The organism is Microtetraspora sp. NBRC 16547 (assembly GCF_030268965.1).
In the GTDB taxonomy this organism is placed as follows: Bacteria; Actinomycetota; Actinomycetes; order Streptosporangiales; family Streptosporangiaceae; genus Microtetraspora.
Genome location: NZ_BSSE01000010.1, coordinates 70,104 through 91,934, shown reverse-complemented (window position 1 = coordinate 91,934; position 21,831 = coordinate 70,104). Strand labels below are relative to the sequence as shown.

The 21,831-nt window shown below is 71.1% G+C and carries 18 protein-coding genes; 10 read left to right on the top strand and 8 right to left on the bottom strand.

Features of this window, described 5'->3' with window-relative positions; genetic code table 11:
* Positions 1 to 107: 107 nt before the first annotated feature.
* From QSK17_RS16095 to QSK17_RS16085, 3 genes are read right to left on the bottom strand one after another with little or no spacing between them, the layout of a single operon-like run.
* Entirely contained in the window at positions 108 to 1,142 is a 1,035-nt protein-coding gene (locus QSK17_RS16095; RefSeq protein WP_285705565.1) for a ferredoxin--NADP reductase, read from the bottom strand.
* Complete coding sequence (locus QSK17_RS16090) at positions 1,139 to 2,848, bottom strand: FAD-binding protein (RefSeq protein ID WP_285705564.1); 1,710 nt, start codon at positions 2,846 to 2,848, stop codon at positions 1,139 to 1,141. Before QSK17_RS16090 ends, QSK17_RS16095 begins: the two co-directional genes overlap by 4 nt.
* The gene (locus QSK17_RS16085; protein WP_285705563.1) at positions 2,845 to 3,714 is read right to left on the bottom strand and encodes an alpha/beta fold hydrolase; all 870 of its coding nucleotides are present in this window, start codon (positions 3,712 to 3,714) and stop codon (positions 2,845 to 2,847) included. Before QSK17_RS16085 ends, QSK17_RS16090 begins: the two co-directional genes overlap by 4 nt.
* A gap of 237 nt (positions 3,715 to 3,951) precedes the next feature.
* Here QSK17_RS16085 and QSK17_RS16080 point away from each other — a divergent pair, with 237 nt between their 5' ends.
* Entirely contained in the window at positions 3,952 to 4,518 is a 567-nt protein-coding gene (locus QSK17_RS16080; RefSeq protein WP_285705561.1) for a flavin reductase family protein, read from the top strand.
* A gap of 70 nt (positions 4,519 to 4,588) precedes the next feature.
* Here the strand turns inward: QSK17_RS16080 and QSK17_RS16075 are convergent, their stop codons facing one another.
* A complete protein-coding gene (locus QSK17_RS16075; RefSeq protein ID WP_285705560.1) occupies positions 4,589 to 5,476 on the bottom strand; it encodes an IclR family transcriptional regulator in 888 nt (295 codons plus the stop codon).
* A 155-nt stretch (positions 5,477 to 5,631) separates the two neighbouring features.
* On the opposite strand from QSK17_RS16075, the gene QSK17_RS16070 reads away from it, so the two are divergent.
* The 7 genes from QSK17_RS16070 to QSK17_RS16040 all read left to right on the top strand — a co-directional run bounded on the left by QSK17_RS16070 (position 5,632) and on the right by QSK17_RS16040 (position 11,067).
* A complete protein-coding gene (locus QSK17_RS16070; RefSeq protein WP_285705559.1) occupies positions 5,632 to 6,162 on the top strand; it encodes a hypothetical protein in 531 nt (176 codons plus the stop codon).
* A gap of 108 nt (positions 6,163 to 6,270) precedes the next feature.
* Entirely contained in the window at positions 6,271 to 7,848 is a 1,578-nt protein-coding gene (locus tag QSK17_RS16065; RefSeq protein ID WP_285705558.1) for a multicopper oxidase family protein, read from the top strand.
* A gap of 12 nt (positions 7,849 to 7,860) precedes the next feature.
* Entirely contained in the window at positions 7,861 to 8,739 is an 879-nt protein-coding gene (locus tag QSK17_RS16060; RefSeq protein WP_285705557.1) for a F510_1955 family glycosylhydrolase, read from the top strand.
* Between the two features lie 400 nt (positions 8,740 to 9,139).
* On the top strand, positions 9,140 to 9,763 hold the full coding sequence (locus tag QSK17_RS16055) for an AEC family transporter (protein ID WP_285705556.1): 624 nt from the start codon (positions 9,140 to 9,142) through the stop codon (positions 9,761 to 9,763).
* Complete coding sequence (locus QSK17_RS16050; protein ID WP_285705697.1) at positions 9,658 to 10,053, top strand: AEC family transporter; 396 nt, start codon at positions 9,658 to 9,660, stop codon at positions 10,051 to 10,053. Before QSK17_RS16055 ends, QSK17_RS16050 begins: the two co-directional genes overlap by 106 nt.
* Positions 10,054 to 10,153: 100 nt before the next feature.
* Positions 10,154 to 10,540, top strand: coding sequence for an MFS transporter (locus QSK17_RS16045; RefSeq protein ID WP_285705555.1), 387 nt, complete (start codon positions 10,154 to 10,156; stop codon positions 10,538 to 10,540).
* Positions 10,537 to 11,067, top strand: a complete 531-nt coding sequence (locus QSK17_RS16040) for a hypothetical protein (protein WP_285705554.1) — start codon at positions 10,537 to 10,539, stop codon at positions 11,065 to 11,067. Before QSK17_RS16045 ends, QSK17_RS16040 begins: the two co-directional genes overlap by 4 nt.
* Here QSK17_RS16040 and QSK17_RS16035 read toward each other — a convergent pair.
* Positions 11,042 to 11,815 (bottom strand): methyltransferase domain-containing protein, encoded by a 774-nt coding sequence (locus QSK17_RS16035; protein WP_285705553.1) that lies wholly within the window; start codon positions 11,813 to 11,815, stop codon positions 11,042 to 11,044. The two genes, QSK17_RS16040 and QSK17_RS16035, sit on opposite strands and share 26 nt — an antisense overlap.
* A gap of 46 nt (positions 11,816 to 11,861) precedes the next feature.
* Here QSK17_RS16035 and QSK17_RS16030 point away from each other — a divergent pair, with 46 nt between their 5' ends.
* Positions 11,862 to 12,260, top strand: a complete 399-nt coding sequence (locus QSK17_RS16030) for a MerR family transcriptional regulator (RefSeq protein WP_285705551.1) — start codon at positions 11,862 to 11,864, stop codon at positions 12,258 to 12,260.
* A 339-nt stretch (positions 12,261 to 12,599) separates the two neighbouring features.
* On the top strand, positions 12,600 to 15,533 hold the full coding sequence (locus QSK17_RS16025; RefSeq protein ID WP_285705550.1) for an HNH endonuclease signature motif containing protein: 2,934 nt from the start codon (positions 12,600 to 12,602) through the stop codon (positions 15,531 to 15,533).
* Between the two features lie 607 nt (positions 15,534 to 16,140).
* Here QSK17_RS16025 and QSK17_RS16020 read toward each other — a convergent pair.
* The 3 genes from QSK17_RS16020 to QSK17_RS16010 are packed head-to-tail and all read right to left on the bottom strand — an operon-like array spanning position 16,141 to position 21,810.
* Positions 16,141 to 17,586 (bottom strand): lipase maturation factor family protein, encoded by a 1,446-nt coding sequence (locus QSK17_RS16020; RefSeq protein WP_285705549.1) that lies wholly within the window; start codon positions 17,584 to 17,586, stop codon positions 16,141 to 16,143.
* Complete coding sequence (locus tag QSK17_RS16015) at positions 17,541 to 19,082, bottom strand: phytoene desaturase family protein (protein ID WP_285705548.1); 1,542 nt, start codon at positions 19,080 to 19,082, stop codon at positions 17,541 to 17,543. The genes QSK17_RS16020 and QSK17_RS16015 overlap by 46 nt, the downstream gene beginning before the upstream one ends.
* Before the next feature lie 52 nt (positions 19,083 to 19,134).
* Positions 19,135 to 21,810, bottom strand: coding sequence for a glycoside hydrolase family 3 protein (locus tag QSK17_RS16010; RefSeq protein WP_285705547.1), 2,676 nt, complete (start codon positions 21,808 to 21,810; stop codon positions 19,135 to 19,137).
* Positions 21,811 to 21,831: the final 21 nt, after the last annotated feature.

Here is a 21,831-nt window from a genome sequence, read left to right as displayed (position 1 = left end):
GCCCGTGCTCGGATCGGCAGGGCTCCTGAGTCAAAGGTTCCAGCCGGGGATCACCGGGCGTGCCGCGTCTCCCGCTGAGTGGGAGTCGCCGGTGGAGAGCCGGGAGCTCAGGCGTCGAAGGTGACTCTCAGCCGTTCGGTGACCGGGATCGCCTGGCAGGCCAGGATCAGGCCGTCGGCGAGGTCCTGCTTGTCGAGCACCGTGTTGTGCTCCAGCGTTACCTCGCCCTCCAGGAGCACGCAGGCGCACGCGCTGCACGAGCCCTCACGGCAGGAGAACGGCGCGTCCAGGCCCGCGTCGAGCAGCACGTCGAGCAACTTGTTGCCGCGCGGCCAGGGAACGGTGCGCGTCTCGCCGTCCAGCTCGACCTCGACCTCGCTGACCGGCCCCTCCTCGTCGATGACGACGCCGGGGTCGGCGAACGGGTCGCCCGCGAGCGACGTGAAACGCTCCATGTTCACCCGCCGGTCCGGCACGCCGAGACCGGCGAGCACCGCCACCGTGAGGTCCATGAACGCCGTTGGACCGCACACGAACGCCTCCCGGTCGGCGTACGGCCGGGCCAGCGCGGCGAGTCCGGCCGCCGTGGGCAGGCCCTGCACGGACTCCAGCCAGTGGACCACGCTCAGCCGGTCGCCGTACTCCGTGGTCAGTGCGATCAGCTCGTCCCGGAAGATCACCGAGTTCTCGTCCCGGTTGGCGTAGATCAGCGTGACCGCGCCGGAGCCGCCGTGCAGGCAGGACTTGAGTATCGACATGACCGGCGTGATGCCGCTCCCTCCCGCGAAGAGGAGGAAGTCCCGGTCGAGCGAGTCGGGAGTGAAGGTGCCGGACGGCCGCAGCACCTCCAGGGTGTCCCCCTCGGTGACGTTGTCGCAGATCCAGTTCGACGCGTAGCCGCCCCTGACCCGCTTGACGGTCACCTTGAGCTTCTCGCCGCGAACCGGGGAGCTGCACAGGGAGTAGCAGCGGGCTGCCCCGCCCTCGCGTGTCGTCGGCACCCGGATGGTGAGGAACTGTCCTGGCCGGTAGCCGAACCGGCCCTGACCGTCCTCGGTGGGCTCGAGCACGAGGGAGTGCGCGTCGGCGGTCTCCCGGATGACCTCGACGACGCGCACGGTCAGCGGCCCCGGCTGGGTCATTCCGTGGCTCCCGCCGCGCCCGTGACTCCCGCGGCATGCCGGGCGGCGATGTATCCGAACACGATCGAGGGACCGATGGTGGCGCCGGGACCGGCGTACTCGTTGCCCATCACCGACGCCGACGTGTTGCCGGTGGCGTACAACCCCTGGATCACCGAACCGTCCTCGCGCAGCACCCGGCTGTGCTCGTCGCACACCAGACCGCCCTTGGTGCCGAGGTCGCCGGCCTCGATCCGGAACGCGTAGAACGGCGCCCGGTCGATCACGTCGATGTTGGGGTTCTTGAGCGTGGGGTCGCCGTAGTAGCGGTCGTACGCGCCGTCGCCGCGGCCGAAGTCCTCGTCCTTGCCGCTCCTGGCGAAGCCGTTGAACCGCTCGACGGTCGCGGTCAGCGCCTCCGGCGGGACGCCGATCTTCCCGGCCAGCTCCGCGAGCGTGTCGGCGCGGAACGCCAGGCCCTGGTCGTAGAACTTCTGCGGGATCGGCATCCCAGGCAGGATCTGCGCGAACGGGTAGCGGGCCCGGGCCTTCGCGTCCATCACGAACCACGCCGGGACGTGCCCGCCCGCGAGCTGGTCGTGGACGAAGTTCACGTACGGCGACGACTCGTTGCTGAACCGCCGCCCCTCAGCGGACACGATGATCGACGGCGGGATGCAGCGTTCGGAGACGAGCGGGATGGTCGCCCCCGCCGGATGCCGAACGGCCGGCATCCACCACGCGTCGTCCATCAGGTCGAGGGCGGCGCCGAGCCGCTCCCCCACCAGGATGCCGTCTCCGGTGTTCTCCCTGGCGCCCATGCTGTAGTCGTCGCGGCCGCCTTCGGGCAGGTATTTCGCGCGCATCTCGGGGTTGTGGTCGAACCCTCCGGTGGCCAGCAGAACGCCCTTCCTGGCGCGCAGCCGCACTGTCCGCGTGGGCTCCTGGCTCCCCTTCTCTCCCCGGCGCTCCGCGACGATGCCGATGACCCTGCCGGCGTCCGGGCCGCCGTCACCGACGACGAGCTCGGTCATGGACGTCCTCAGCCGCAGCGGGACCCCCGCGTCCTTGAGTGCCATCCGCAGCCGGGCGACGAGCGCGCGCCCGCCGGTCGCCATATGGCGGCGGCGGATGACGTTGGAGGAGACCCGCCAGGCGGCCACGACCGAGGCCCACCGCCCGCGCCAGGTGCGCTTGGCCATCGCCAGGTCGTGGTAGTCCTTGCTGGTGATCCAGAGGCCGAGCGGGCCCTTCATGTTGTTGGGGCGCTGGAACCGCTCGTCGTCGCCGAGCTCGCGGGTGTCGAACGGGACCGCCTCGATCGACCGGCCGAGCGGGCGGCCGCCCTCCAGCTCGGGGTGGTAGTCGGCGTACCCCTTCGTCCAGAAGAAGCGCATCCACTTGCTCCTGCCGAGCAGCTCCATCACCGCCGGGCCGTTGTCCACGTACGCGTCGAGCCGCGCCGCGGGCACCCGGCCCCGTGTGAGCAGGTCGAGGTAGCGCCGGATCGACACCCGGCTGTCGTCGTGGCCCTTGGCCCGAAGGGTCGGGTTGTTGGGGATCCAGATGCCGCCGCCGGAGAGGGCGGTGGTGCCGCCGAACCTCGTGCCTTTCTCGACCACCAGCACGGACAGCCCGCAGTCGACGGCCGTCAGCGCGGCAGCCATACCGCCGCCGCCGCTGCCGACCACGATCAGGTCGTACTCCTCGTCCCACTCGGCGCTCACGCGTTGTCCTTCCGGGTGAGGAAGGCGAGCACGACGCTCTCCCAGGCGTCCTTCTGCTCGATCATCACCCAGTGCCCGCAGCTGGGGAACACGTGCACCTCGATGTCGGGGACGGTGCGCATCGGCACGATCGCCATGTCGAGTGGGCTGACCCGGTCGTCGCGGCCCCAGGTGAGCAGGGTCCTGGCCTTGATCTTGTGCAGCATCGCCCAGTACGGCGGGGCGTCCGAGGCGGCCAGCGCCGCCGCGCGCGCCGCCGACGCGGCCCTGCCGTACATCCTGCGCGCGCTGGCGAGCGTGTCGGGATCGGTGGCCTGGGCCCACCGCTCCTCGATCAGCTCCTCGGTGACCAGGGCGGGGTCGTAGACCATGGAGTTCAGCCACTGGACGAGCGCTTCACGCGTGGGGTTCTCGGTGAACTCCATCAGCAGGTTGATGCCCTCGCCCGGCCCGGGGCTGAAGAGGTTTCTGCCGATCCCGCCGATGGTGATCAGCCGGCGGACGCGGTCGGGATGGCTGATCGCGAACTGGGCGCCGATGATGCCGCCCATGGAGTTGCCGATCACGTCGACCTGGTGGAGGCCGAGCCCGTCGAGGAAGCGGACCACCGCGGAGTTCGCGGCGATCATCGGGTGCTCGTCGGTCGAGTCGCTCACGCCGAAGCCGGGGAACTCCAGGATCAGGCAGCGGAAGTGCTCGGCGAACACCGCGAGGTTCCCGCGGAAGTTGCGCCATCCGGTGACGCCGGGGCCGGAGCCGTGCAGCAGCAGCAGCGGCGGGCCGTCGCCGGCCTCGTGATATCGCAGGACTCCCTGGTCTGTCGCGAGCTCGCGCAACGTCGACTCGTAGGTCGGCTCCGTGGTCATCATCCGCTCCGGTCATAGGAATGTCAGCTTGCTCGGAAGGTAACCAGCGGCGGCCCGTCACGCCCCGGGTCATCCCGATGAGCGAGACGACGGCCGCCCCCGCCCGCCCTCCGGGGAGGCGTCCACGGCCGCCGATGTGACCTTCCACTCATCGGGATGGTCTTCTGCTCGGCAGGTGGCTCGGCCTACGTTCTTTCCTGGGCCACCGCAACGGCCGTGACTACATGAGGGGAACCCATGACAGCCGAGACCCCGCTCTCGACGGAGCCCGTCGACGTCGCTCCGCCCACGCCGCTGGAGCTGCGGCGCGCGATGGGGGCGTTCGCCAGCGGTGTCACCGTGGTCACCGGAATCGACGACGGCGAGCCGGTGGGCTTCGCCTGCCAGTCGTTCGCGTCGGTGTCGCTGGAGCCGCCGCTGGTGCTGTTCTGCGCCGACCGGGGCGGCCGCGCCTGGCCGCGGATCCGCAAGGCCGGACGGTTCTGCGTGAACGTCCTCAGCGAGGAGCAGGTCGACGTCTGCCGCCGGTTCGGGTCGAGCAAGGGCGCCAAGTTCGACGGTCTCGAGTGGGACCGCACCCGGTGGGGCGCCCCCGCCCTGCGCGACGTGCTGCTCCGCGTGCACGCCGAGGTGGCGGACGTGCACGTCGCCGGTGACCACGACGTGGTGATCGGACGGGTGCTCGAGGTGGAGACGGTCGCCGAACAGCGGCCGATGATCTTCTTCAAGGGCCGGTTCGGCCTCGACGAGGACGAGCCGCAGATCGGGCCGAACCTGTGGGGCTGGGGCGACCACTGGGGGTGACCCCGGCACGCCGCGCGGCTCCGGCCGGCGCACCGCGCGGGGGACGTGACCCGGCCCCCGCGCGTGGCGATCACATCCAGTCGCCGTTCTGTCCGGTCTCCAGGAGCCGGTTCATGGTCTCCGACGACCAGGTCTGGTCCGGAACCGCCACCATGAGGCGGGCCCGGCGGGGCGCCGCGAGGTCGGGGAAGAGGGCCAGCGAGGCCTGCCGCGCGGCGTCGATCACCAGCGGCGCGACCTTCTCCAACGGCGTGCGTGTGTCGCCCACCAGGGAGATGCTGGCCACCGGGCCCTCATAGCCGCGGATCGCCGCGGCGACGCAGGCGATGCTGGGAAAGCACTCCCCCCGCTCGAACGCGAGCCCGTGCCGCTGCCGGATCCGGTGCAACTCCTGGTGCAGGACGCCCATCTCGCCGATGGTGCGGTTCGTCATCCGGCTGATGGAGCCGCTGATCCGGGACTCGACCTGCTCAGGTTCGAGCCAGGCCAGAATCGCCTTGCCGAGCGCGGTGCAGTGTGCGGGGGCCCGGCCGCCGACCCGCGAGGGGACCGAGGTGGCGAACCTGCCGCCGACCTTGTCGAGGTAGTACACCTGAGCGCCGTCGAGGACCGCGAGGTGGACGACCATTCCGGTCCTGATCTGGAGGTCGTGCAGCAGCGGCGCGGCGGCCTCGCGGATCTCGCCGTGGCTCCCGTCCCTGCCGCCGAGGCCCAGCGCGCGCCGTCCCAGGCGGTAGCCGAACGAGGTGTGCTCCAGCCAATGGAGGCGGACGAGCTGGTCGAGGATGCGGTGCGCGGTCGAGCGCGGGAGGTGCGTGCGGCGCGCCACGTCCTCCAGGGTGAGCCGGGTCGAGCGGCCGGCGAACGCGTCCATGATCAGGGTCATCCGTTCGACCATGGACGGGGGAAGCTCTCGGCGCGCCGGTGCCGCGGCCTCGGGTGAAGGACTGAGGGTCATAGCGTCCTCCTGGCCAAAACTGAAATGAATTCTTGTTACCGCGAATGTAGCAACGAGACGCGCCCGGCGGAAGGGCGAGATGTTTGCGACAACCTGGCCGGTTCCGACCGATGGCGCGTCCGGGGGCGGGGGTGCGCCGCCGGTAATGTGAAGCGGTGCGCACTCGGCGGGAGACCGGCAGGAGCGCGGTCGCGGCGGTGCTGCCCAAGCTCGTCCTGCTCGCGTCCGTGCTGCTCGGCATCGGCCTGAGTCACGCGACCGCGCACTACTGCGGGATGCCGATGTCCGGCGCTCCCCTGTCGCACTCCTCCATGCAGGGCATGCCTCCGACGTCCCCCATGCGGGCGATGTCCCAGGCGTCCGCCATGGACGGCAGCCGCCCTGGCGCCTCCATGGACGTCGCCTCGGCACACGAAGCCTCGGCGGTATCGGCACTGGCGTACTCCACGGACTCGTCCAGGACTGGGGTAGCGACTCATGAGGGGACGAGTGGGGCGAATCCGTTCGTGCTGTGCCTGACGGCGGTCGCCGCGATCCTGGTCACCGTGGTGCTGGGCCTGATCTTCGCGGGACGCCTTTCCGGAGCCGCCGGCGAACGGGAGCGGACCGCCCGGTTGCCCGCCGTACGCAGATCGCCGTCGCCCTTCGCCCTTTCACTCCGACGCGTCACGGTGCTGCGCGTATAGAGGCCCCCGCCGGGCCCGGCGATCGACGGCCCTCCTCGGGACGGCGTACCGCCTCGCCCGGTTCTCGCGGACCCTCTATCCATCAGCGAACCGTGAGCGGAATTTCCCATGCCATCGATCGATCGACGGCTCTTCCTGCGTGCCGGCCTGGCCGCCGCAGCCGGTGGAGCCCTTGTCACCGCGTGTTCCCGCGAGAACACCGCCTTCGTCCGGCCCGACGGCGACGAGGTGCGCGCCGCCGAAGCCGCGCGCCGTCCCGGCAAGGTGCGCGAGTTCCAGTTGCTCGCCCATGAAGGGCAGGCAGACCTGGGCGGGCCCACCGTACGCACCTGGATGTACGGCGACCGCATCCCAGGCGAGCCGATCCGGGTCAGGGCCGGCGAGGTCGTCCGGGCCCGCCTGACCAACCGGCTGCCCCAGGAGACGACCGTCCACTGGCACGGCCTCGCCCTGCGCAACGACGCCGACGGCGTGCCGGGCGTCACCCAGCCGGCCGTCCCGGCAGGTGGCGAGCTGGCCTACGAGTTCACCGCCTCCCATCCCGGGACGTACTGGTTCCACCCGCACCACGGCACCCAGCTCGACCGAGGGCTGTACGCGCCTCTCATCGTGGAGGATCCGGCCGAGCCGCTGAGCTACGACGAGGAGTGGGTCGTCGTCCTGGACGACTGGCTGGACGGTGTCACCGGAACGCCCGACGAGGTACTCGCCGAACTCACCTCCATGGCGGGCATGGACCACTCCGGAAGCACCCCAGGCGGAGGCGGGGGTCACGGCGGTGGTCACGGGGGCGGTCACGGGGGCGGTCACGGTGACATGGCGATGCCCGCCCCCTCGCCCTCGGCCTCCTCCAGGTGGCCGCACATGATGATGAACGCGGAGAGCGACTTTCTCGGCGGGGACGCCGGGGACGTCTACTACCCGCACTTCCTGGTCAACGGCAGGGTCGCCGCGTCCCCGGAGACCCGTACGGCCAAGCCGGGCACCCGGCTGCGGATCCGGCTGATCAACGCGGGGGGTGACACGGCGTTCCGGGTCGCGCTGGGCGGCCACGCCATGACCGTGACACACACCGACGGCTATCCCGTCGCACCGGTGGAGACCGACGCTCTGCTGATCGGCATGGGCGAGCGGTACGACGTGTTGGTCACCCTCAAGGACGGCGTGTTCCCCCTGGTCGCGCTGGCGGAGGGCAAGCGCGCGGTCGGCCGAGCCCTGGTGCGCACGGCCGCGAGCGCTCGCGCGCCGGAGGCCGACGTCCAGCCCACCGAGCTGGACGGCCGCCTCGTCCCCTACGACGCGCTCGTCCCGGCGGACGCCGTCCGGCTGGCCGGAAAGGCCCCGGACCGCACGATCACGCTGACGCTCACCGGCAGCATGGCGAAGTACGACTGGGCGATCAACGGCAAGAAGTACGACCCGAAGGTCATCGAACCGGTCCGGCCAGGTGAGCGGGTGCGGCTCTCGTTCGTGAACCGCAGCCTGATGTGGCATCCGATGCACCTGCACGGCCACACATTCGCCCTCGGGACGAGCGGCGTGCGCAAGGACACCGCGATCGTGCTGCCCGGTGCGACAGTGAACGCCGACTTCGAAGCGGACAATCCCGGCATCTGGATGATCCATTGCCACAACGTCTACCACGCCGAGGCCGGGATGATGACCCTGCTCGGCTACCGGGCCTAAAGGGGACTTACGATGATCAAGAAGTTCGGCCTGGCCGCCGGGGCGCTGCTGCTCGCGGCGGGACTGACCGCATGCGGCACGGACGAGCCGGCGGGGTCACGGTCACAGGACACACCGCAGAGCGCGGCGCAGACCGCCGATCCGGGCGTCGGGCACGTGCACGGCCTGGGCGTCGACCCGGCCACCGGCAAGGTGTACGTCGCGGGACACTACGGCCTGTTCACCGTCGAAGGCGGGGAGCTCGCCCGGGTCGGTGACCGCGACGCCGACCACATGGGCTTCACCGTCGCCGGCCCCGGGACGTTCTACGCCAGCGGCCACCCGTCCGCCGAGGACATCGCGGCGGGGCGGCCACCGCACCTGGGGCTGATCCGTTCGGCGGACGCCGGAGCGACGTGGGAGCAGGTGGCGCTGGCCGGGAAGGCGGACTTCCACGCGCTCCAGGTCGCGGGCACGACGGTGTACGGCTACGACACACAGACCGGCCAGGTCTGGCGGGGCGAGGGCGGGACGCTCACCCCCGGGGCCCGCCTCGACCTGCTCGACCTGGGGGCGGGAGCGGGAAAGCCCGGCACCGTCTACGCCACCACCCCCGACGGAGTGAAGGTCAGCATGGACGCCGGCAAGACCTTCCGCCTGCTGAGGGGCGCACCGCTGCTGTCGTTCCTCGACGTGGCTGACGGGAACGTCCTGATCGGGGTCGCGCCCGACGGCCAGGTGCGGACCAGCGCCGACGGCGGCACCACGTGGAAGCCCGAGGGTCGGCTGCCCATGCAGGCCGTCGCCTTCACCGCGGTCTCCGCGAAGCACCTGCTCGCCGCCTCGATGGACGGCACCGTGTACGAGTCGACGGACGGAGGCGCCGGCTTCACCACCGTCTACCAGCCGTAACCCTCGCCGCGTGACATCACCGCTCGGAGATCTCGGAGCCGGAGTTCCGAGAGCTCCGAGCGGGGTCATCCGACGCCCCGGACGACGGCGCGCGTGATGCTCCGGGCGATCGCGGCCAGCACGATGTCGGGGCGCAGCCGGTTACCGTCCCGCAGCACGACACCCCTGCAGCCGCTCGCCGCTCTCAACGACCAACGCGGGCGCATCACCCCGGCCGGCCGCCTGCGAAGATCAGGGCGCTGGTGTGTGACTGCACATCCGATGTCACCTGTCGGCACCCACGGGCCGTGTTCGAACTGGCGTGAAGTGCGTGCCGCGGGCGGCGTCCGGGAAGCGGGGCGCACCACCCGCGATCTTCGGCTGAACGGCGCACGGGAACAGGCGGTCTGTCATGCAGTCAATGCTCTCCGGGTTCCTGCCCATCTGGATGATCGTCGCGGCCGGCTGGGTCACCAACCGCTTCGGCATCCTCGGTAGTGGAGCGCAAGCGGTGCTCGGCCGTTTCTCGTTCACCATCGCCATGCCGGCGTTGTTGCTGCTCGACCTGTCCGCCGCCGAGATCCGCGACATCGCCGACCCGGGCGTCGTCGTGTTCGCCGCGAGCATGTGCACCGTGTTCGCCGCGGGACTGCTCCTCTCTCGCTGGGTCTTCCGCCGCCGCCTGGGCGACCAGGCCATCGGCGGGATGGCGGCGGCCTACGTCAACTCGGCCAATCTCGGCATCCCGGTGGCGGTGCATGTGCTTGGCGACTCCTCTTTCGTTATTGCCGCCGCGCTGTTCCAGATGCTCTTCATCACTCCTCTCATCCTCGTGCTCGCCGACCTGGACGTGCACGGAAGCAGCTCGGACGATGGCGCCGGATCGTGGCCATCCCCATTCGCAACCCCATCATCGTCGCCTCCTGTACCGGTGTCGCCCTGGCGATCCTCGGCCTGCAGCTGCCGTCCCCGGTGGCATCGCCACTGCGGACGGTCGGCGCCGCAGCCATCCCGACGGCGCTGTTCGCGCTGGGCATGTCGCTAAACACGCAGGAAAGGCCCGACGCCTCGGGGCGTACCGAACGGCTGTCGCTGGTCGGCCTGAAGGTCATCGTCCAACCATTGGTGGCTTTCCTCCTCGGCGTCCTACTGCTTGGAGCCGAGCGAGAGGCGCTGCTCGCCCCTGTGCTTTGCAGTGGCCTTCCATCCGCCCAGAACACCTACATCTACGCGGCCGAGTACCAACTGAACACCGACCTGGCCAGGGACGCCGTCCTGCTGTCCACGCTGCTCTCGATGGTCTCGCTGTCGCTGATCGTCTATCTGCTCTCCTGAACGAGCGGCGGGGGCGTGGCTTCTATCCTGCCCGCATGCTGATCGCAGATGAGGAAGTAGCCCTCGCGCAGCGCGAACAAGAGCCGCTGTCGTGCGTGCCATGTACGGTGCATCGCTGACGCGCTTCCGAAATCCTGCGGGCGGCTTCGCTACGACTGCTGACATTGAAGCGGCAGCGCTTCCCGCGATCGGCGCGGGCCTGCGCCTCGACGAGGCGGAGCTCGGGTGGGTGACCAACGCCTACCTGCTGGCCTTCGGCGGTTGCATGCTGGTCGGCGGCAGGGCCGTTGACCTGCTCGGACCCCGCCGCGTCTTCGGGGTCGGCCTGGCGGTCTTCACCGGCGCGTCGGCCCTGGCCGGGTTCGCCCCGTCGATGTGGCCGCTGATCGCCGCTCGCGCGCTGCCGGGCGTCGGAGTGGCGATCGTGGTTCCCGCGCGGCCCGCGCCACCGTACCGGCCGGACGGCTCGACCTGCCTGGCACGGTGACCGGTACGGCGGCGCTGCTGCTGATCGGGTACGCCATCGGCGCCCTGGCCGACCCCGGCACGCGGCCTCTGGCCTGGCTGCTCCTCGCCGCCGGTGTGATCCTGCTCGCGGCATTCGTACGAATCGAGGCCGCCGCAGCCGAGCCGCTGACGCCGCTGCGACTGTTCCTGGTACGCGAGGTCACCGGTTCGGCGATCGTCAACGCACTCGTGGGAGCGGCACACGTACCGGCCTTCGCGCTGCTCTCGCTCTACCTGCAGAAAGCCAGCACTTCACCCCGATCGCCTCCGGCCTCGCGGTCCTTCCTGTGGCCGGCGGCCTGGCCCTGCAGGCGATTGCCCTGGCCTGGTTCGCCACCGCCTCGGCCCTGGCCGTACTCGGCTGCGTCCTCGCCCTCACCCTGCTCCGCGGACGCTCCGCGACAGCCCTACGCGCGGAACCGGAGCCCGCCGCCAAATGACGGCATGACCCCTGCTGAACGCGGCGGGACCGTGCATCGGATCAGGGACGGCGCCCGGCGGCCATGAACAGCGGAACCGCGAGAAAGAGCCGCCCGGTCCTGGCCCGTTCGGCCTGCTCGGCGGCCCACGCGGCGGCCCGTTCCTCTGTGACGGCACCCGCCGTACAGGCCGCGTGGGCCATCCCCGACGCCATGGGCAGCATCGTCGCGTCCGTGAACACGGCGGTATACGCCTCTACGGTGACGTCGTCGAAGCCGCCGTCGAGCAGCAGGTTCCGATAGCGGCGAGCCGCGCGAGGAGCGGCGACGGTGTCGGCACGGGCGTGCACGATCGTCCGGGTGAGGAGCGGGTCATCGGAGTCGATGACGACGGTGTCCCAGTCCTGACCGATGAGGACGACATGCCCACCGGACGCGAGCACCCTCCGGGCCTCGGCGAGCGCCCGCGCCGGGTCATCGAGCTCGTGATAGACCTTGTCGGCCCGATAACCGGCCAGCTCTCCGTCATGGAAGGGCAGCCGACAGGCGTCACCGATGCGGAGATCCGCGTGGGGGCGTCGCCGTCGCGCCGCGTCGATCACCCGTTCGCTGTGGTCGATCCCGATCGCTCTCACGTCGCGACCCGCCAGCTCCTCGACGGCCAAACCGGAACCGCACCCCACATCGACCGCCGATACCCCGGGGGCGAGCTGGAGCAGTTCGTACGATCGGGCCCGGAACTCGGCCGAGCCAGGCCTGGAGTCGACCGCATCGAGAAGCCGGATCAGCTCGTCGACGGCGTCATGCTTGCCGTTTGTATTGAAGTCGTTGGACATGCGATCGAGGATCCGACTTAATGCCGACATGAAGTCAAATGACGTGATGACCATCGGCGAAATCGCCGGACATTTCGGGCTGGCGACGCACGTTCTCAGGCACTGGGAGGCGATGGGACTGCTCACCCCCACCCGGGTCGAGGGCAGCCGCCGCCGCTACGACCATGACGACCTCTACCGGGTCGCGGTCATCATGCGCGCCAAGAAGGCCGGCTTCACTCTGGACGACATACGAGAGATGATCAACACAGAGGATCCGGCCGCTCGGCGTGACATCCTCCTTCGCCGCCATGCGGAGCTGGCACGACGAATCGCCGGAATGCAGGCGTCGCTCGACCTGATCGAATGCGCGCTCGGATGCGATCACGACGATGTCATCGGTTGCGCGCACTTCCAGACATTGATCGAAGAACGCGTCGGCCTCGGGATCTCCCCGCGCAAGTAGCAGCGGCGCCCCCCAATTCACCGCCCGCTGCGACCCCCACTCCCCGCGCATCTGCCGCAGTCGAACGGCCGCACCGCGCCTGGCGAACCATCGACGACAGCCGCACCATGGCGGTCACCGATCGCCGCACCGGATCGGGTGGCCGCTTCGCTGCGCCACGATGAACCGCCAACCAGACCATCGCCCTCGAAACGACCAGCCCTACCCGCCGGACCCAAATACGCCTTATTCCACTAGCCTCAACGGCTCGTAACTGTGACTCCAGATGATTTCTTTCCGGCGCCTTATAGGACCCGCCTGGGCGGCGTTTTTGTCGGTGGCGGTTGTTAGCGTTCCGGTGTGATTATCGAACGGCAGCCGATCCCCGCCGGCCTGGAGCTGATGGCCCCCGGCGTGGAGCTGGCCGCCGTGCTGGATGGGATCGATATCGCCAGGCTGGACGGCTTCGACGCCGTGATCGTCATGCAGGCATACGCCCGCCTCGAAGCGCACATGCAAGCCCGGAAAGCCACCGTGATGGCCGAGGTCGGCCTGTATGAGATTTCCGTCTCCGGCATGGAGAAAATGGCGGAGCCGGACAAGAACTCACCCGATGAGGTGAGGTCGGCGTTGGGGCTCACCCGCCGGGCCGCCGAGCGGGAATACGGTTTCGCCTACGACCTGAAAGTCCGTCTCCCGCGGGTGCGGGATGCCCTGTCGGCGGGTTTGATCGATAAGGCGCGGGCGGTGGTGTTCTGCGACTGGCTGGAAGACGTCCCCGTCGAGCTCGCCCGCGCTGTTGCCGATCATCTGCTGCCCAAGGCGGGTAAGTGGACGACGAGTGAGCTGCGGGAGAAGATCAAGAAGTTGTTGATCGCCGCGGATCCGGCCTGGGCGCGCCGTAAGTATGAGCGGGCTGTTCACCAGCGGCGGGTGATCGGGGTGCGGCATGCCGATGGTTCGGCGAGTATCACTGGCGAGCAGTTGCCGGTGGATCAGGCGGCTGCTGCGATCGCGCGGGTGGATGCGATCGCGGTGCGGGCGAAGAAGAGTGGCCTGCACGCCCCGATCGATCATGTGCGGGCGGATGTGTTTCTCGGCTTGCTTGAGGGGAGCATGTCGGGCCTGGACGACGATGCGATCATCGCTGTCCTGTTCGCCAACGCCGCCCGCAAGGCGGCCGGTGAGGAGGACGACTACGACGATCAACTCTCCGACGCCCCCTTCGACGACCCCGACCCCCACGGCTCGGACCCCGACCCCCAAAGCTGGGACGACCCCGACTCCCGCGGCTGGGACGACCCCGACCACACCGGCGACGACTTCGACGGCGACGACGGCGACGACGACGGTGGCCGTGGTGACAGCGATGACGGCTGTGGCGATAGCCACGGGGGCACCCCCGATGACGGCGGCGGCGGTGGCCCTGGCGGCTGTGGCGCTGGCCGCGCGGATGCCCCCAGTGACGGCGACGACGGCGATGACGGCTGTGGCGATAGCCACGCGGATGCCCCCAATGACGGCAACGACGGCGGCGGTGGCCATGGTGGCGACGGTGGCCCTGGCAGTTGTGGCGACGGCCGCGCGGACGACCCTGACGACGGCGGCGACGGCGGTGGCGGACGGCCGGCCGCCGGCGGAGGCGGTGGCCATGGTGGGAGTGGCGACGGCGACGGCGACGGAAGCGAGGACGACGGCGACCGGGACGGCAGCAAGGACAACGGCGATGGAGACAGCGGCCATGGTGGCCACAGCCGTAGCCGTAGCCGTAGCCGTGGTGACGGTGGCGCTGGGAGTGCTCAGGGCAGCAGCGTGAAGTCGAGCGCGGGCGTGGTGGAGCCGGTGGGGTTCGCGGCGGGTGAGCTGCGGGTTCAGGTGTCCACGCTCATGCACCTGGACGACCTGCCCTCAGAGCTTGCCGGGTGGGGGCCGATTCACGCTCATCTGGCCCGCAGGCTCGCCAAACGACAGATCGGCGGCGAGTGGCGGTTCGCCATCTGCGATGAGGACGGTCACCTCCTCTACGCCGGGATCACTCGCCGCCGCCCCGCGGGGTGGCCCCGCCGCCCGGCCCCTCCACCGCCATCACCTCCCGCATCCCGCCCGGCCGCTGGTCGCGAACGGGACGCCGGCCCCGTGGGTGGCCGCGGTTCCCCGCCGGCGCTTGGTCCGGTTTCAGCCGCGCCGTACGCGTCCGATTCCTGTGAGGCGCCCGGCCCCGGCTGCGCGCCCGGCATCTCATCCAGACTCCGCTCCGCAGCTGATACCGCTTCCGCAGGCATCGGCGGGACAAGGGCGAAGCCTGCCCGCGAGTCGGACCAGGAGCCGCAAGGGGATCCCCGCGCGAGGGCTGTGTCGGTCCGCCGTCGTGGGATCGTCGAGTTGCAGTTCCCGCTGTCGCTGCTGCGGGCGCTGTACGCCGACATCTATGCCCAGGGTGGCTGGGCCGGTGTGATCGCTGACGTCATGCGCCAATACGACCAGGCCATCGAAGAGAGCTTTCCGACCGACGATGACGGCCACGGCCACAGTGCGGGTGACGGTGCTGCGGGTGATGGTTCGGCAGGTGATGGTTCGGCGGGTGACGCTTCTGTTGGTGACGCTTCTGCGGTAGACGAAGCTGCGTGGGACGGCGCTGCGGGTGACGGCGCTGCGGCAGACGGGCCTGTACGGCAGGGCGCTGTGGAGAATGACGCTGCCGGAGGGTCTGTGGTCGGCTGTGGGGCGGCTGGTGGGGATGAGCGGCGGCGGTTCCCCACGGCGGGACTGCGGCGGCGGATCGAGATCCGCGACAGGGTCTGCTCCCATCCCGGCTGTCGTGCTCCGGCCACCCGGTCGGAGCTGGATCACACCCGCCAGTACGCGCACGGCGGTCTCACCACCGAGGACAACCTGGCTGCCGCGTGTGCGCATGACCACGATCTACGCGACAACGGCTGGCGGGTCGTCCAGACCGCGCCAGGACATGTGACGTGGATCAGCCGCACCGGCCACCACTACCCGGTCCAGCCGCCGCCGATCATCGAATCCCTGCCGGAGCCCTTCGCCCCCGGAGGCTGGGCCATGCCCGGCCGGTCGGGAACCGGCGGGGTAGGCGGGCTCGCGGCCTTCGGGTACGGCGCGGGCAGCATCACCGACCCCGCCAACGACGAACTCCCGTTCCTGCCGACCTGGACCTACGAACCCGCCTGGTGGGAAGAACCCATCCCCGCACCGAGCCCGGCGCAAGAGACCGGACCCGAAACCACGTCCGGCCCGCCAGCCGACCCGGCCGACGACATCCCGCCCTTCTGACCCGGATCTTCCACGCCACCCCGTTTCAGCGGACGCGGTGGCCACGGCGTCACCGGCTGCGGCTCCGGCGCCGGCCCCGGAGGACGACATCCCGCCCTTCTGATCCGAATCTGCCACACCACCCCGTTTCAGGGGAAACAGCAGTATGCGGGCCAACACGGGCGGGTCATCCAGAGCGCACCAGGACATGTGACCTGGATCAGTCGCACTCATGGCAGCGAGGCAAGGGATCGTGCGGCGGCGAGCCGAGGGCGGCGGCGAACTGGGGGCGGTGGCGAGCCGAGGGCGGCGGCGAACTGGGGGCGGTGGCGAGCCGAGGGCGGTGGCGAACTGGGGGCGGCGGCGAGCCGAGGGCGGCGGGGAGCGGAGCGGAGGTGGGTGGTTGTGGAGGCGCGCGTAGGACCGTGCCAGCAACCACCGCGCCCGCGATGGCCGCGACAGCGGCATCACCGGGACGCAACTATCACGGCGCGCCGGAACAACCACCCACCGCAGTGCAGCGACAGGTCACGACAGCGGATCACACCACGCGCCTGACTTCCGACGGCCGGCAGAGCGGGCCTCGACCTTCCGACCGGCACCGCATCCGGCACGCAAGATCCGGACGTCAGCGATGGGGCTCCAGCCTGACCGGCGGGAGATACTCCTCCACCAGCTCGCGCTCCCACCACGCGCCGGTCGCGCGCCGCTCCTGCCGGGTGGTGAAGCTGTAGCGGTAGAGGAGGGCGCGGACGAAGGTCGGCGGCGCGTCCGGGAACGGGTCGTCACGCAGCAGCCGCAGCGTCGCCAGGTCGTTCATCAGCAGCTTTCGGACGAACGGCACGAGCCACGGGTGGGCGTACGCCGCCGACAGGCCCGCGAACCACATCAACCAGTCCAGCCTGAGGTGGTAGGGCGCGAACTGTGGCGGCCGCCGCCCCAGGGCGCCCGGTTTGCCCTTGAAGCCGTACTCCCGCCACACGGTCTCCGGCGTGACCTCCGGGTCTCGGGCGCCCTCGATCACCACCTCGTAGCGCGCCCTGGTGACGCTGCCGAACGCGCCGTACGTGTTGACCAGGTGGAACGGGTTGAAGCTGGCGTTCATCAACTGGTGCCGCGACACGAGGTTGCGCGCCGGCCAGTAGCTCAGCACGACGATCAGGACGGTCGCCGCCAGGACCGTTCCCGCGAACCACAGCGGTACGGCCGTGGGGTGCGGCGGCGGCGCGAGCCCCGCCATCCGCACCAGGTCCCCCCAGGAGACCACCGACGCCGCCAGCACGACGGTCAGCCAGTTCAGCCAGGCGAAGTTCCCGGACAGGATCAGCCAGAGCTGGGTGGCGATCATGATGCCCGCGGCCACGCTGGCGTACGGCTGGGGCGCGAACAACCCGAACGGCGCGACGAGCTGGGCGAAGTGGTTGCCGGCGACCTCCACGCGGTGCAGCGGCCCGGGAAGCCGATGGAAGTACCAGCTCAGCGGGCCCGGCATCGGCTGGGTCTCGTGGTGGTAGTACAGGCAGGTCAGGTCGCGCCAGCAGCGGTCGCCGCGCATCTTGATCAGACCGGCGCCGAACTCCAGCCGGAACAGCAGCCAGCGCAGCAGCCACAGCATGAGCACGGGCGGGGCCGTGTCCGCGTTGCCGAGGAAGATCGCGAGGAAGCCGGCCTCGCACAGCAGCGACTCCCAGCCGAAGGAGTACCACACCTGGCCCACGTTGACGATGGACAGGTAGAGGACCCACAGGACGGCCCACAGCGGCATCGCGCCCCACAACGGGACCAGGTCGGCGAGTCCGGCCAGCAGGGCCGCGGACAGCGCCGCCCCGCTCCCTGCCAGCACGGCGAAGAACCGGTCGGAGTAGTGGAGGTGGAAGACGCTCGGCGCGCGGCGGAACGGCACCCGGCGCAGGAACGCGGGCACCGGCGTCAGCCCGTTCGCGCCGAGGAGCGCGGGAAACTGGTTCACCGCGACGAGGAACCCGAACAGGTAGATCGCGGCCAGGCCCCGCTGGAAGACCAGCCGGCTCAGCCAGTAGTCCGGCGCCGCGAACCAGTCCGTGAACCAGTCCATGATCCCCACTCCCCCACCGGCGCGAGCCCGAATACCCGCCGCAGCGCGGTGCGCGCCGCGTGGTAGCCGCACATGCCGTGTACGCCGGGCCCCGGCGGCGTGGCCGACGAGCACAGGTAGACCGCCCGGTCCGGGGTGGCGTACGGCACCCGGGCCAGGATGGGGCGAAACAGCAGCCGCAGCCGGTCGCACCGGCCGCCCGCGATGTCGCCACCGGTGTTGTTGCGGTCGCGGGCCTCGATCTCGGCGGGCCCGGCGGCGGCGCGGGCCAGGACGCGGTCACGGAATCCGGGAGCGAACCGCTCGATCTGGCGTTCGATCGCCTCGGTGAGGTCGCCGCGCCAGCCGTTCGGGACGTGCCCGTAGACCCACAGCACGTGCCGGGCGTCCGGCGCCCGGGTCCCGTCGAACAGGCTGGGCTGGGCGGCGATGAGGAACGGCGTACGCGGCGCGGACCCCCGGCAGGCGGCGCGGAGGGCGGCGCCGATCTCCCCGAACGTCGGGCCGAGGTGGACGGTGCCCGCGCGGGCGCAGGCGTCGGCCTTCCACGGCACCGGCTCGGACAGCGCATAGTCGATCTTGAAGACGGCCGGGCCGTGCCGGTAGCCGCGCAGCCGGGCCGCGTACCGTTCCGGCAGCCTGTCCCCGGCCAGGGCGGCGAGGTCCTCGGGCATGACGTCGAGCAGGTACGCCCGGGCGGCGGGCAGCTCGGCGAGACTTCCGACGGGACGTCCGGTCTCGATCCGGCCGCCGAGCGCGCGGAGGTACGCCGCCAGCGCGTCCGACAGCGCCTGGGAGCCGCCGCGCGGGAACGGCCAGCCCACGTCGTGTGCGGCGAGCGCGAACAGCAGCGCAACGCCGCCGGTCGCGGGCGAGCCGAGCGGCGCGATGGCGTGCGCCGCCAGCCCGGCGAGCAGGCCCCGGGCGCGCTCCCCGCGGAACAGGCGGGCGAGCAGCGCGGCGGGCGCGACCGCGCGGAAGCCGAACCGCGCGAGCCGCACCGGATGGCGGGGCAGCCCGTCGAGCGGCGCGCGCAGCACGTCAGGCGCGAGGTCGCTCCACCTCCCGAGGAACGGCCGCACCAGGCGGAGATAGGCGTCCCCGTCGGCATCACCGTCCCGCGTGTCTCCACCGAGCGAGGCCGCCGTCTCCTCGGCGGAGCGGGCCAGCGTCGCCGCCGACCCGTCGGGGAACGGATGGGCCAGCGGGAGTGGTGGCTCCACCCAGGTCAGGCCGTACCGGTCCAGCGGCAGCGCGGCGAACGCGGGCGAGCCCGCGCCCAGTGGATGGACGGCGGAGCAGATGTCGTGCCGGAAGCCGGGCAGTGTCAGTTCGCCGGTCCGCGCCCCGCCGCCGACGGTCGCCGCCGCCTCGTACACGCGTACGGACAGGCCGGCCCGGGCGAGCGTGACGGCCGCCGTCAGCCCGTTCGGCCCGGCGCCCACCACCACCGCGTCGACCTCGGTCGATCCGGCTCCGGGCTCGGTTCCGGCCATAGTCCGTGACTGCCCACGGCGGCGATCCTTACCCGGGGCCGGGTCGAGCGGATCAGGTCAGCCCGGAGCAGGTCTGGGCGTCGGCGTCCTTGGCGGCGCCGGGCACCCAGCGGACGTTCGCGAACGACGCGGAGAACGCCCCGTCCGTGTAGACGAGGAACGGCGTGTTGACCGCCTCCAGGTCGAGACCGGCCTCCGCGAAACAGGCGATCGGGACCTTGACCGTCGCCGTGGTCCCCGTGGGCAGCCGCTGGAACAGGGACGTCGCCGCCACCTCCGACATGCACGGGTAGACGCAGTGCACGCCCAGCACGGTCCGCGCCGCCGGGGGCCGGTGGACGATCACGTCGAAGACCAGCGCCGCGCCGGCGTTGAGATAGCCGCGCAGGTCGGTGCCGCCCGCCGGGTCCTGCATGTAGATCTGCCCGGGGCCGCCGCCGGTCCAGGTCACCTTCAGGCCGTCCTGCTGCACGTTGACGTCGGCCGGGACCACGCTGATCACGGAGTGCGCCGCCTCGCCGTCCACGCCGATCTCGGTGCCGCCCCAGTTGTCGGCGGAGCCGATGTAACTCCGGTATGGCGCGACGTCCGTACGGTTGTGGATCTCCAGGTCCTCGGTCGCGGTGCCGCCGCCACCGTTGCCGGAGCACCCGGCCGCGGGCGACGTCTCGTCGAGCGTGCCGACGGATCCCGCCTGCCCGTCGCGCAGGCCGTACCCGAGCGGGAAGAGCGGGTCGTAGCCCTCGTCGCCCGCGTTGAGCGGGGTCTGGCACGCGGTCTTCGGCCAGGAGTACGGAAGGGTGCCGGTGAAACCGCCGCCGGGCCTTCCCCCGTGCCGGGACCGGACGAGCAGGTCGGCCACGCCGCCGCCCTCGGTGCCGGGCAGCCAGGCGACGACGAACGCGTCCGAGCGGTTCAGCTCCTTGTTGACCCACAGCGGGCGGCCGGTGACGTAGACGGTGACCACGGGGACGCCCTTGCCGCTGACCTTGTCCAGCACGGCGAGGTCGCCGGGATAGAGCTTCGCCGCCTCGAGCGAGCGCCGCCCGATGTCTCCGACCCCTTCGGCGTACGGCGTCTCGCCGATCACCGCGATGACCGCGTCGAACGTGGTGGGATCGACGTCGTCAGCCGTCTCGGCGAAGGTCACGTTCGCGGCGCCGAGCGCCTCACGCAGCCCGCCGAGGATCGTCGTGCCGCCGGGGAAGTCGGCGTTGGTGTTGCCGGTGCCCTGCCAGGTGAGGGTCCAGCCGCCGGTCTGGTTCTGCAGGCTGTCCGCGCTCTTCCCGACGACCAGGACCTTCGCGTCCGAGGCCAGCGGCAGGACCTTGCCGTTGTTCTTGAGCAGGACCTGTGACTCGCGCACGGCCTTCCTGGCCAGCGCCTTCGCCTCCAGCGCCGACGCCGACCCGGCCCCGGCGCGGGCGGACGGCTTCGGCGCGTCGAACAGGCCGGCCCGCAGCTTCACCCGCAGGATGCGGGTCACCGCGTCGTCGATCCGCGCCATCGGGATCTCACCGGCCTCGACCTGCGCGACGGTGTTCGCGATGAACGCCTTCCAGTCGTTCGGCACCATCACGACGTCGATGCCGGCGTTGATCGCCCGCGCGCAGCTCGCGTTGGTGCACCCGGCCACCTGGCCGATGCCGTTCCAGTCGGAGACGACGACGCCGTCGAAGCCCATCTTCCCCTTGAGAATGCCGGTCAGCGCCCGCTCGCTGCCGTGGAGCTTGCCCTCGTCGATGCCGAGGTCGGCGTTGGTCCAGCTGTTGAAGGACGCCATCACGGTCTGTGCCCCGGCGGCCAGCGCACCGTAGTAGCCCTGACCGTGAATGTTGATCATCTCGGCCTCGGAGGACGGGTTGACGCCCTGGTCCTGCCCCTTGAGGGTGCCTCCGTCGCCGATGAAGTGCTTGGCGGTCGCGATGACGCTCCGCTCCCCGATGCCGCGCGGGTGGTCGCCCTGCAGCCCGCGGACCATCTCGTATCCGTAGGCGCGGGTGATCCGGGGGTCTTCGGAGAAGCCCTCGTACGTGCGGCCCCAGCGGTCGTCCCTGACGACGGCGAGCGTGGGCGCGAACGCCCAGTCCTGGCCGGTCGCCCGGATCTGCGTGGCGGTCGCGGCCCCGATGTCCCTGACCAGGCAGGGGTCGTGCGCCGCCCCGAGCCCGATGTTGTGCGGGAAGACCGTCGCGCCGTAGACGTTGTTGTTGCCGTGCACGGCGTCGATGCCCCAGATGACCGGGATCTTGGTCCGGGTGGCGACGGAGGCCGCCCAGTACGCGTCGGCGAGGTCGAGCCAGGCCCGCGTGGACGCGTGCTTGTCCCGGCCGGGCCAGGAGCCGCCGCCGTTGAGCACCGAGCCGATGCCGTACTGACGGACCTCCTCGGGGGTGACGGCGCCGATCTCCGGCTGGGTCATCTGCCCGACCTTCTCGGCGAGCGTCATGCCGGCGAGGATCTTCGCCACCCGCTTCTCGTCGGCCGGGTTCCTCTTGATCCGGCTGGTGACCTTCGGCCAGTCGGCGAGCGTGGCGAGGTCGCCGTCGACGCGGGCGCACCCGTCGCGGCCCAGGGGCGGCGCCCCGACCACCGGCTGGGCGGGGCTCTCACCCGCCCCCGCGTTCGCGCCGGGAACTCCGGCGAGGCTCCCCGCCAGTACGGCGAGGCCGGCCAGCACCGCGGAGGTGCGTCGACGCGCCCGTAACCGGGCGAACGGTCGTGTCATGGGGGGTCCGTTCTCAAGAGG